The 11,723-nt window shown below is 54.0% G+C and carries 8 protein-coding genes; 3 read left to right on the forward strand and 5 right to left on the reverse strand.

Features of this window, described 5'->3' with window-relative positions:
• Window positions 1-85: 85 nt before the first annotated feature.
• From AD668_RS16280 to AD668_RS16295, 4 genes are all read right to left on the reverse strand, one after another.
• The gene (locus AD668_RS16280; protein WP_053160560.1) at window positions 86-1,342 is read right to left on the reverse strand and encodes an OprD family porin; all 1,257 of its coding nucleotides are present in this window, start codon (window positions 1,340-1,342) and stop codon (window positions 86-88) included.
• A gap of 465 nt (window positions 1,343-1,807) precedes the next feature.
• On the reverse strand, window positions 1,808-3,277 hold the full coding sequence (locus tag AD668_RS16285) for an efflux transporter outer membrane subunit (protein ID WP_053160562.1): 1,470 nt from the start codon (window positions 3,275-3,277) through the stop codon (window positions 1,808-1,810).
• Window positions 3,278-3,283: 6 nt separating this feature from the next.
• On the reverse strand, window positions 3,284-6,463 hold the full coding sequence (locus AD668_RS16290; RefSeq protein ID WP_053160564.1) for an efflux RND transporter permease subunit: 3,180 nt from the start codon (window positions 6,461-6,463) through the stop codon (window positions 3,284-3,286).
• Between the two features lie 86 nt (window positions 6,464-6,549).
• Complete coding sequence (locus AD668_RS16295) at window positions 6,550-7,722, reverse strand: efflux RND transporter periplasmic adaptor subunit (RefSeq protein WP_053160566.1); 1,173 nt, start codon at window positions 7,720-7,722, stop codon at window positions 6,550-6,552.
• 128 nt (window positions 7,723-7,850) lie between these two features.
• Between AD668_RS16295 and AD668_RS16300 the strand changes: the two genes are divergently transcribed.
• Window positions 7,851-8,759, forward strand: coding sequence for a LysR substrate-binding domain-containing protein (locus AD668_RS16300; RefSeq protein WP_053160568.1), 909 nt, complete (start codon window positions 7,851-7,853; stop codon window positions 8,757-8,759).
• Between the two features lie 219 nt (window positions 8,760-8,978).
• On the opposite strand, the gene AD668_RS16305 is transcribed toward AD668_RS16300, so the two are convergent.
• A complete protein-coding gene (locus tag AD668_RS16305; RefSeq protein WP_053160570.1) occupies window positions 8,979-9,398 on the reverse strand; it encodes a VOC family protein in 420 nt (139 codons plus the stop codon).
• Window positions 9,399-9,684: 286 nt separating this feature from the next.
• Here AD668_RS16305 and AD668_RS16310 point away from each other — a divergent pair, with 286 nt between their 5' ends.
• Together AD668_RS16310 and AD668_RS16315 are read left to right on the forward strand one after the other, a co-directional pair.
• Window positions 9,685-10,518, forward strand: coding sequence for a MaoC family dehydratase N-terminal domain-containing protein (locus AD668_RS16310; RefSeq protein WP_053160572.1), 834 nt, complete (start codon window positions 9,685-9,687; stop codon window positions 10,516-10,518).
• Window positions 10,508-11,716 carry a CaiB/BaiF CoA-transferase family protein gene (locus tag AD668_RS16315; RefSeq protein ID WP_053160574.1) on the forward strand — a complete coding sequence of 403 codons (1,209 nt, stop codon included), beginning with the start codon at window positions 10,508-10,510 and terminating at the stop codon, window positions 11,714-11,716. The genes AD668_RS16310 and AD668_RS16315 overlap by 11 nt, the downstream gene beginning before the upstream one ends.
• Window positions 11,717-11,723: the final 7 nt, after the last annotated feature.

Genomic DNA, 11,723 nt, shown 5'->3' on the forward strand with positions numbered 1-11,723 from the left:
TCCTCCGGCCATACGAACTTGGTTTCAGCTTTAACTCGGCACCTCGATGGACATCGAGGTGCGCCGCTGGACGCGACGCACTGGTTCAAAGGATGTTTAGAGGGTATTCAATGATGGCCCTGACTTCGTTCAAATTAGGGCCGACATCGCGGTCTGCCCGGTAGATCGAGTTTCGCAATTTGAATGACAGATCCTTGAGTGTACCTTCCTGAACCACGTATTTGACCTGGTTGAAGAACTCACGCTCTGTACCGTCCTGTTCACCTCCTGCATCGATGTTGCTACCGCGCACATAGGCGGTTTTGTAGGTGAGCCCGGGCACACCGAAACCTGCAAAATCCAGCTCGTAGCTGAGTTGCCAAGACTCTTCGTCTTTCAGGTTGAAGTCGGAGTAGTAGGAGTTGGCGACATAAATGGCGCTACCTCCGTCGCCATAGTCGTAGGCATAACCTGCATCCCCACTGTTACGCTGATGGGCGACGATAAAGGAGTGGAAGCCGACGCTGTATTTCGCCGCCAAGCTCCAGATGGTGTTCGTGTCGTTGACACCGTCGCCACCAAAATCCAATGCCGCCTGAGAGCCGTTGGCATAGTCGGTACGGTAGATATTGAAGTCGAGGTTCAGCGCCTGGGAATCGGACAACGGCACCGTATAGTTCAGGTTGCCGTAATACTTCTTGTAGGTGTCTTTCACGTCGGAGTGGTACGCCGCCACACTCAAGGCGTCGGTCACGCTATAGGTAGCACCAATTACGTCGATACTTTTCAGATGATTCGGATCGCGTGCCGGGTCGCCCATCGGGCTATCTGCGGTGAACCGTCCGGCGTTCAATTCCAAACCTTCGATTTCCTTGCTGGTGACCAGCGTGCCGGTAAAGGCTTGAGGCAATAGTCGCGAGTCGTCATACGCTAGCACCGGCATTGACGGGAACTGATTGCCATAGCGCAACACGGTATTGGAGACACGAAGTTTCAGTGCTGCGCCGGCCTCCGAAAGGTCATCGACTGGATGGCCATCGCTGTCAGCATCAAAAAAAGCCGTGTAATTGCGACCGCGACCGCTGTCGAGCTTGACACCCAACAAGCCATATACGTCGACACCCACACCGACGGTTCCTTGGGTGAATCCAGACTGAAATGTACCAATGAACCCTTGGCCCCATACCTTGGCATCATTGGTGTGGTTTTTGTAATCGCGATTGAAATAGGCGTTCCGCAACAACAGATTCAGGTCGCTGTCTTCAACGAATCCTTTAGCTTCAGATTGATCGCTGGCGAACGCATAGGGTGTGCTTGTCGAAATCAGCGCGCACGCGATCGCGATTTGTTTAGGGTTGAGCATCGGATACTCCCAAAAGCAGTGTTCTTGATTTTAGTGACGGCAGGAGGCTGCAAACGTCGTGATAACCACAGTTGAATCCGGGTTATTGGCAGGGGTGATTATGTATTTAGGTGTTCCCACCCGTTGCAGCGGGACGATAAATACTATTGAAAGCACTACTGGGATAAGTCCTATTTCTGATTCCAATTATCAATGAAATCAATGATGTAGAAACTCAAAATGCAGGTATGGTGGCGGCGATGAATACCTAAGGCGCGGTTCTCGCACTTATTGGTGTATCTCCAATTCATCAACCCTTTGGTGATTTTTTTGGCCCGCCCACGCGCGGGTCTTTTTTTATCCCAAAAAAATCAGCTGTGGAGGGGAGCTGAAACCGCGATCCAGCAGAGGTCACTGTTGCCTGCGGACGGACGCTGCATAGAGCGCATACTGACGCGCTCTATGTCTGGAACAGCAACCCGGGGATTAACGAGTAATAGGTCTGATGGCTGGATGCTCCCAGCCGCCGCCCAACGCACGTATCAGTCGTACGGTGGCCATAGACTGTTCGCCATACAGACTGGCGAGACTTCGTTCAGCTTGCAAAGTGCTGCGATCAGCCTCCAATACGCTCAAGTAGTCCCTTGCGCCTTCCTGATACTGCGCCTGGGTAATACGGCTGGCACCCCTTGAGGAATCAGTGGCTAAAATCTGCGCCTGTGTTTGCTGCTGCAGTAGGCGAACGCTTGCCAAGTTGTCCTCCACTTCACGTAATGCATTGAGCACAGTTTGACGATAGTGGGCGACCTGTTCCTCGTAGGCGGCTTGCGCGTTTGTGAGGTCTGCCTTGCGCTTGCCTCCGTCAAATATCGGTAAATGCAGCATCGTCCCCGTGAGTGGCCCAAGCAAGAAAGCCGTGCTTGAGCCTTGAAACAGCTCGCCAAGAGTGTTGCCCTCAAAACCAGCCGTTCCAGTGATCGTAAGTGAAGGAAAAAATGCCGCCTTAGCGATTCCAATACGAGCATTGGCTGCCGCCATTGCACGCTCCGCTGCCGCGATGTCTGGCCGGCGCTCCAGCAGTGCCGACGGCACGCCGACAGGTATTTGTAGCTTGAGCGGTTGAATCGGGTTTGCAGAGAAATTGAACGTCACTGGTGCCTGCCCCAGCAACACAGCCAAGCTGTGCTCGCTCGCAGCCCGCGCTCGCGCTAAAGCTAACGAATCAGCCAAGGTGGTGGAGAGTTCAGTTTGCGCGCGCATCAAATCCAGTTGGCTGTCCTGTCCGTTCTCCGCACGACTACGGGCATAAGCAAGCGCACTCCGACGTAGCTTGAGTGTGTCTTCGTAGACCTTTATCTGTGCATCAAGGCTGCGTAGTTGGTAGTAATTAACTGCCACATCCGCTTGAAGAGCCAGCAGCACTGATTGGTATAGCGCAGCGCTTTGTTCAGATTCGGCACCGGCAGCCTTGATTGCATCGCTGACCCGGCCAAACAGATCGGCCTCATAGCCGGCGTTTAGTTGCGCCCGCCAGTAGGTCGTTGCCGGTTGCGCATCATTGGTCGAAGAGCGTGAGCTTCGTTCCCGCGACGGGCCAAAGCCTGTGTCGATGCTTGGAAGGCGACGAGCTTCTACTCCTTGATGATAAGCCCGTGCTTCCTGAACCCTGGCCATGGCCTCTTTCAAGCCTTGGTTTGCATTGAGAGCGCGCGTTTCCAGGTCGTTAAGCGTTGTGTCGCCAAAGACTTCCCACCACTGACCACGCGGGAATTGGTCGGCGGGCTGTGCGGTTTTCCAACCTTGCTCAGGCGTCAGGTTTTGCTCTTTGAACTGTGCCGCTGACGTGTCGGTTGGAACTGTGTAGTCGGGTGCCATTGATTGGCAAGCTGACAGTGAGAGCAGGGCTAAGGTGTTTAGCGACATGCCCGCCCAAAACTTGGGAATGTTTAAGTTCATGTGCGGTCAGGCCTCAATATCGGCAGTCTGATGATGTCCGGCGCGCAGCGGCTTACCGCCGGATAGCTTACGCAGCAAAACATAGAAAAGCGGGGTGAGTAGCAAGGCGAAAATTGTGACTCCTAACATCCCGAAAAATACACTGACACCGATGGCATGACGCATCTCGGAGCCGGCGCCAGTGGCGACTACCATTGGCACGACACCCATAATGAAGGCCATTGAAGTCATCAGAATTGGTCGCAGACGCAAACGGCTGGCCTCAATGGCGGCATCCGCGATGCTTCGTCCTTGCATCTCAAGCTCCCGGGCAAACTCCACAATCAAAATGGCGTTCTTGGCCGATAGCCCCACCAGCACCACGAGACCTATCTGGGTGAAGATGTTGTTATCGCCGTGGGTCAGCCATACACCCAAAAGTGCAGACAGCAGGCTCATGGGTACAATCATGATCACTGCCAGCGGCAATGTAAGGCTCTCGTATTGAGCCGCGAGCACCAGGAACACTAGCAACACGCAGATAGGGAAAACCATCATCGCTGCGTTACCAGCCAATTGTTGCTGATAGGCGAGGTCAGTCCATTCGAACTTGATTCCTGCAGGCAGGGTCTCTTTGGCGATGCGCTCGATGGCAGCCTGAGCCTGGTTGTTGGAATAACCGGGTGCCGGGCCACCGTTCAGATCTGCGGCGGTAAAGCCGTTGTAACGTACGACCATTTCTGGGCCATAGGTCGGCTTGACACGCAGAAGACTATCTAATGGCACCATTTCCCCGGTACGGCTGCGGGCTTTTAACTGGCCAATGTCCTGGGAGAATGCGCGGTAATGGGCGTCAGCCTGTACACGTACCTGGTAGACCCGACCGAAACGGTTGATGTCATTGACGTACAGGGAGCCCAGATAAATCTGTAGAGTGCTGAAGACCTCATCAATGGGCACACCCAGTTGCTGGGCTTTCACCCTGTCGACTTCTACGTCCAGCTGTGGAATGTTGATGTCGTAGCTACTGAACAACGGGCCCAGCTCAGGAGCCTTGGCCGCGGCTGCAATGAATGCCTCCGTGGCATCATGCAATGCCTGATAGCCCAGCGCGCCACGGTCTTCCAGTTGAAGCTTGAAGCCACCCAGTGTGCCAAGCCCCAGCACTGGAGGCGGTGAGAACACCGAAATTTTGGCGTCTTTGATCTGAGCAAACTTTTGGTTCAACGACTTTGCGATCGTATCCGCACTGAGGTCGTTGCCATTACCGTAACGCTCTTCAAAAGCGGTGAGAGGCAGAAACAGTACTACCGAGCTGGACGATGAGGTGAAGCCGTTGATCGAAAGCCCCGCATGCGCAACTGTGAAACCTACTCCTGGTTCCGTAAGCGCCACCCGCCCCATCTCCTGAGAGACCTCGTCCGAGCGCGCCAATGTAGCGCCATTCGGTAGTTGAGCCACGGCGATCAGATATTGTTTATCCTGCGCAGGAACAAATCCACCCGGTACGATGTTCCCCATCATGACAGCCAGGCCGAGCAGCAAAGCATACAAAAACATCATTGCGCCCTTGTGCTTCAGGGTATGGGCTACACCGCTGCCATAGGCATCTGATCCGCGCTGAAAGAGCCGATTGAACGCTTTGAAAAAACGGCCGAACACGAAGTCCATGCCTCGGGTCAGTCGGTCTTTAGGCGCGTGAGGACTGCGCAACAGCAGAGCGGAGAACGCGGGCGAGAGCGTTAGAGAGTTGAAGGCCGAAATGATCGTCGAGATTGCAATCGTCATCGCGAACTGTTGATAGAACTGACCAGTCAGACCCGACATGAACGCTAAGGGCACGAATACAGCAACGAGGGTAAGTCCGATGGCAATGATCGGGCCACTGACCTCATCCATTGCCTTATACGTCGCTTCTCTGGGACTTAACCCGTGTTCCAGATTTCGCTCGACGTTTTCTACGACCACGATGGCATCGTCGACGACGATACCGATGGCGAGAACCATACCGAACAACGACAACGCGTTGATTGAAAAACCAAACGCCAGCATCAGTGAAAAGGTGCCGACGATGGCGACCGGTACTGCCAGCAACGGGATGAGCGAAGCGCGCCAGTTCTGAAGGAACAGAATGACGACCAGCACAACCAGAGCGATAGCCTCGAGCAAGGTATGGACGACGGCTTCAATGCTCGCGGACACGAATCGGGTCGGATCGTAGTTGAACCCGTAGCTCACACCCTTGGGCATATCCTTGCCGATATCCAGCATCTCACGACGTACATCATCGGCAATCTGAAGGGCGTTCGCGCCAGGCTGCTGGAAGACCCAGATCGTCATCGAAACCTTTGTATTGAGGTGCGTGCTCTGGGTGTAATCCGCTGCACCAAGTGCCACACGCGCTACATCGCGTAGATAAGTAACGCCGCCGTCGGCGTTGGTTTTGACGACAATAGCTTCGAACTCTTCAGGTGTCTGAAGACGCCCCTTGACGTTAATGTCCAGTTGCATCTTCACATCAGGGGCACTAGGCGTTGCGCCCACCATGCCTGCGGATACTTGAGCGTTTTGGGCCTGTATCGCGCTCACTACGTCGGTTGCCGACATTTGACGTTCCGCAAGCTTGCGCGGGTCAAGCCAGACGCGCATGGAGTAATCACCACCGCCTTTGAGTTGCACATCACCGACACCCTGAATCCGGGCCAGTCGATCACGGATATGAATCAGTCCGTAGTTGTGCAGGTAGTCGACGTCATACAGGTCGATAGGCGAGAACAGCGTAACAGCCAAAGTCATGGTGCTTGATGCTTTGATCGTGGTAACACCCAGCTTCTGCACGGCCTCGGGCAACCTTGGCAATGCTTGGGAGACACGGTTCTGCACTAACTGTTGGGCGAGGTTGGGATCCATGCCCAACTGAAAAGTGACGGTGGTCGTCATCTGTCCGTCGCTGTTTGCCTGCGACTGCATGTACAGCATTTTTTCAACGCCGTTGATTTTTTCTTCAAGGGGAGCAGCAACAGTCTCTGCGATTACCTTGGGGTTGGCGCCAGGAAACTCGGCATGGACGAGTACTTGCGGAGGCACCACTTCGGGGTACTCGGCAATTGGCAACTTGAACGCAGCAATGATGCCCATCAGCAGAATCACGACCGACAATACGGCCGCGAAGATGGGGCGATCAATGAAAAAACGGGAGAACTTCATCGATGGTTTTTCTTCGGCAATAGGGGAGCGGCGACGCGCTGGAATGGCGCATCGGGAGGCGAAATAGAGTTAGAGAGCTAGGTTATTTAACGCTTCGCGGCCAAGATGCCGGGCCGGGTATCCATAGCGACTTCGCGCGGGATGACCTCATCGTCGGCACGCACACGCTGCATCCCGTTGACGATAATTCGATCCTGAGCCTGAAGCCCGCTGTCGACGATACGCATTCCATCGTAGAGGTCGCCCAGCTTGACCTCGCGGTAATGCACGCGCCCTCCAATGTCGACGACCATGACGAATTTTCGATCCTGATCGGTGCCGACTGCGGCCTCGTTGATCAACAGAGCTTGACGCTGTTGACCCGCACTTACCTTCACGTGGGCATACATGCCCGGCACCAGCAAACCATTGGCATTGTCGAAGCGAGCCCGCACCCGGATCGTGCCCGATTTACCATTGAGTTGGTTGTCAATCGAGTCCACCACACCTTGACGTCCGAACACGTTTTCGTTGGCAAGTCCCAGTGCCACGTTCACCGGCTGATCGTGAGGTTGCCCAAGAAAACGGACGTAGGTTTGCTCGTCAACTTCAAACGCCGCGTAGATCGGGGAGATCGAGACGACACGCGTAAGCACAGGAGAGTTGGCGCCCGCGGTCACCACATTGCCAAGAGTTAATTCTGCGCGAGAAACCTTGCCACTCACAGGTGCGACGACATGGCAGTAGTCCAGATTCACATTTGCGGTCATTAGGCGGGCCTCGGCGGCCTTGAGCTCTGCAAAGGTGGTCTTCTCCAGTTGCAGTGCTGCGTCCAGATCCCGTTTGGCAATCGCGTTCTGAATCAGCAAGCGTTTGGCGCGTGCCGCATCTATTTGAGCGTAGGAATTTCGTGCGCTAGCGCCAGCGACGTCAGCCTTGGCCTGGTCTACTGCAGCCTGGTACAAGCGGGTGTCGATGGTGAAAAGTGGATCACCGCGCCTCACATGAGCGCCATCTTTAAAATGAACACCGGTGATGCTACCTGATACGAGAGGGCGCACGTTGACGATATCGATAGCCTCAAGCTTGCCCGAATAGGTTTGGTACTCGTTGATATGCGCGAAAACAGGGGACGCGATGTCCACCTCCGGACGCAACACACCAACGGTTTCGTTTGCCATGGCCTTGTTTTCGGTATGAATATCGAGAAGGTGGTAACCGATGGCAACGGCAGTTAGCGCCACAGCGAGTGAAATTGGGCGATCTTTTATAAATTTCATGGGCTCAACAAATTAGAAACTGAGGGGATAGGTACGAAAGGCGGGCAATGCTAAAGTAGACCGAGTTTCCGATAAACACGCTTTAGATCCCAAAACTGTCGCCTTTCAGTCCTCAATGAGCTTCGCCCATGTCATCAAGTGATAATTTCGCCGGCATCCACACTTTCGTTACAACCGCTCGCTCCGTGAGTTTTACCGAAGCGGCTGAACGCTTGGATGTTTCCAAGTCCGCAGTTGGGAAAGCTATCGCTCGCTTGGAGCAACGGTTGGGGGTCATGCTCTTTCACCGTACTACTCGCAAATTATCGCTGACCGCGGATGGTGAGGCTTATCTGGCGGCGTGCAGCGGAGCGTTAGATGAAATCCGGGATGTGGAAAATTGCCTGACGTCCAAAGCGCACGAGCCGTCAGGACAATTGCGGGTCGACATGCCTGTCGCGCTGGGGCGACATTTGATATTGCCGGTAATGATGGATATAGGTCAGCGCTTCCCAGGATTGTCCTATACGCTCACGTTCACTGATCATCTGATTGATCCGGTGGAAGAGGGCGTTGACCTCGTGATTCGTTTTGGTGACCCGGGCAATCACCAGGGGCTGATTGCGCGCCCACTGACTTCGCAGCGTCTGATCATTTGTGCGGCGCCAACTTACTTGAGCGCCAGAGGTACGCCGCAGACCCTCTCGGATGTGAACGATCATGCCTGTATTGTCACCCATAGGCGGGGGCAGCCGCTGGGATGGCGAGTGATGATAGACGGTGATGTTAAACGCTTCGTACCACCAGCCACCCATCAGATTGGTGACGGCCAGGCTATGATCGACGTTGCTATGGCTGGGCTAGGATTGTGCCAAATGCCGCTATGTGTCGTTAGCAAACATCTTGAGACAGGCGCGTTGATCAGCGTACTCGAAGCGCTCGAACCCGAGCCATTGACCGTCTATGCACTGTGGCCAAAGACCGCGCATCTGAGACCGAAGGTGAGGTGTTTGATTGATACGCTGATCGAGTTGGGTGAAGCAGGAAAGCTCAAGTGACCAGGTCGAACCGTTTCATGCCATTCCCGCTTTCTCGGTCGCCGTGAATGTTGAAGGTCAATATCAGATTGAGTTGATCTATCCCGCAGTAATTGGGGCATCTTCATGCAGCGTCCTTACGCCATGAAGCTCGAATACATTCAACAGCAAAGCCCGCCATGCCCCGATTCCTCCGAAGAAATGGGCATGGCGGGCCTTTAGTGCTTGAGCGCTGAGGTGTTACTTAGCTATTGGCTGGTGCACTTCGATGATATTGCCATCCGGATCTTGCAAGAAGATCTGATACCAGTTTGCCATGGCCCAAACCCCGTAATCCGCATATGGAATTTTCAGCTCCTCGAGGCGCTTCTTGAAGCCCTCGATGTCATCTGTGCGAAAGCAAAAGTGGCCGCTGTGCAGAGGATTGATGGCTTGGTTCATACGGAAGCTGAGGTCAATGTCCTTGGTCGCCAAGTGAAACTCAACAGCTCCGTCAGTTACGAAATCTACTTCCGCGCTATAGCCATGCGCTGTGTCGGTGTTGCAGCGCACGTGCTCCTCGTCCTCGATACGGTCGAGGTCAAAAATGGAGCGGTAAAACGAAGAGAGGCGACCGACGTTTTCAGAGCAGAGGTTCATGTGATGGAAATGGAATTTCATGGCTGATCCTTTGAATTGTAATTGGAAATAAGGGGCTCATACCTGGGGCCTACGCCTTCGATGCGCCGATTGGCGATTAAAAAGCCCGACAGATTCTTGCTAATGCGCCGGGCTAACCGACGGCCCATCATAAAACGATGTGCATATGAAATTGCAAGTGCATTGGTGAAATTTTTAATTTGTGTGTTCGGTGACAATCCGGAAAAACCCGTGATAGGATTCGAATACACAATAACAGTTTCACCTGTGCATCCTTCGATTTGCACATGGTTTAGGAGGAAGCTCCATGCGTGAGGAATTGGCAGAAGTCTCGATTCGGCTGGAGACTTGCTCTCTCAGCACTGTTCGGCGAGTCGCGTCGATGCTTGATCTCCCACTGGACGGGTTCAGCGAGGGCATGGCATTACCCCAGGGATGGCACTTCATCTTGCTGGGAGCTGATACACCTCGATCCCGTGTTCGGTCTGATGGTTTTCCTGGGCTCGGTGTCGCCTTACCAGATCTTGGTTTGCCTCGGCTGTTGCAGTCAGGCCGTGAGGTGACTTTCAACAAACCGATACCGATTGGCAGCAATGTCAGCCGCAAAAGTTTCGTCGCTGGAATCGAGCGCAAAGCCACTCGATCCGGAGAAGTAGCGATCGTTACGACAGCGCACGAGCTAACCCCCCAAGGAAGCTTAGAAGTCGCAGTTAGAGAACTTCAGACGTTTTTTCTAATGCCTCCAGCCGCACAGCGACCCACGGAAAATGGCGCAGGTGAGCCAATTTCTTTGGAGCATCAGAAGGTCGTGACCCCTGATGACACTCTCCTATTTCAGTACTCCGCGCTGGGTTTCAACTCTCACAAGATCCATCTGGATCGTGAATACGCGCGCAATGTCGAAGGCTTTCCAGATCTGGTGGTCAATGGCGGTCTCGTCACGCTCCTTCTTACGGAATATCTGGACAAAGAACTCGGAGTCATACCGAGCAAGCTAAAGCTCCGCTATCTAGCACCGTTGTTTAGTGGCCGCCGCCTGACCATTGCCCGCGATGAACATGATGGGGTTCTGATGGTGAAGGTGTTCAACGACATCGGAAAGCTGGCCGCAGAGATGGAGGTTCATGTCAATGACCAGTAAGCCTCTCAATGGTATTCGGGTACTCGACTTAACCAGCGTTGTTGTCGGGCCAGCCTGTTCGTCCAGACTTGCTCAATATGGGGCTGAGATCATCAAGGTTGAAAGCCCTGAAGGAGACCTGATGCGGGGTCTGGGAGGCATTTCTCCCACGGGGCAGCACTCAGGTACCTATCTGCATCTGAACCGTGGCAAGCGCAATATCTGCCTGAATCTGAAGGCAGAGGGATCCCGCGAGGTGATGGACGCATTGGTGAAAAACGCTGATGTGGTAATCGCCAACATGCGTCCTCAAGCATTGAAAAAGTTGAATATTGATTCGGAAACCATCCTTCAAAGATATCCCGACAAGATCTATTGCCTCATCACAGGGTATGGCTCGGATGGCCCCTACGCAGGGGAGCCCACCTATGACAGCGTTATACAGGCAGCTACCGGGATGACAGGGCTCAGCCTCGCAAGAGACGGTGTTCCTCGCTATGTTCCGATGCTGATTTGCGATCACGTCGTGGGCGAAATTGCCGCTGGCGCAATCATGTCTGCACTCTATGGGCGTCGACAGACTGGTGAGGGTGTAAGTCTCGAAATCCCAATGTTCGAGACAATGTCGGCGTTCGTACTGCAAGAGCATCTTGCGCAGCAGAGTTTTGATCCACCGGTTGGGCCAGGCGGTGATCAGCGTCTTTTAAGCCCTTATAACAAACCCGTGCAAACCGCTGACGGCTGGATCTCTTTCACCGTGAATACTGATTCTCAGGTCAGAGCTTTTCTAGCAGCGGTGGGTAAAGCCGGTCTGATTGTTGACAAGCGTTTTGCGACAGTTGCGGGACGCGCTGCATATGTCCACGAGTGGTTCGAAATACGTGGAGCGCCTTTGCTTCAAAAAACCACTTCCGAATGGTTAGCGGATTTCAAGGCAGCAGATATTGCGGCCAAACCTTGTCACACCCTCGAAACGCTGCCTACAGATCCACATCTTCAGGCCGTTGGTTTGATCAATCATGAACTGCATCCCTCGGAGGGCAAGACTGCCTGGATCAGGTCAACAGTGAAGTACAACGGCAGTTACCTAAGTGCAGGGGCCCCGAGTCAGCCGAAAGGCTGGGAGACGAACGCTCTCTTAGCTGAGCTTGGCTTTGATGCTGACCAAATCAATGAACTTGTCACTTCGGGCGCGGCTCACGTTGCCCATGGCCGTTGATCTGATC

Source organism: Pseudomonas sp. P1.8 (genome assembly GCF_001269805.1).
GTDB lineage: Bacteria > Pseudomonadota > Gammaproteobacteria > Pseudomonadales > Pseudomonadaceae > Aquipseudomonas.

What these genes read in the sequence shown, in the direction of transcription:
- AD668_RS16285 (WP_053160562.1), bottom strand. Translation starts at nt 3,277, where the DNA reads ATGAACTTAAACATTCCCAAGTTTTGGGCGGGCATGTCGCTAAACACC.
- AD668_RS16295 (WP_053160566.1), bottom strand. Translation starts at nt 7,722, where the DNA reads ATGAAATTTATAAAAGATCGCCCAATTTCACTCGCTGTGGCGCTAACT.
- AD668_RS16305 (WP_053160570.1), bottom strand. Translation starts at nt 9,398, where the DNA reads ATGAAATTCCATTTCCATCACATGAACCTCTGCTCTGAAAACGTCGGT.
- AD668_RS16290 (WP_053160564.1), bottom strand. Translation starts at nt 6,463, where the DNA reads ATGAAGTTCTCCCGTTTTTTCATTGATCGCCCCATCTTCGCGGCCGTA.
- AD668_RS16310 (WP_053160572.1), top strand. Translation starts at nt 9,685, where the DNA reads ATGCGTGAGGAATTGGCAGAAGTCTCGATTCGGCTGGAGACTTGCTCT.
- AD668_RS16315 (WP_053160574.1), top strand. Translation starts at nt 10,508, where the DNA reads ATGACCAGTAAGCCTCTCAATGGTATTCGGGTACTCGACTTAACCAGC.
- AD668_RS16300 (WP_053160568.1), top strand. Translation starts at nt 7,851, where the DNA reads ATGTCATCAAGTGATAATTTCGCCGGCATCCACACTTTCGTTACAACC.
- AD668_RS16280 (WP_053160560.1), bottom strand. Translation starts at nt 1,342, where the DNA reads ATGCTCAACCCTAAACAAATCGCGATCGCGTGCGCGCTGATTTCGACA.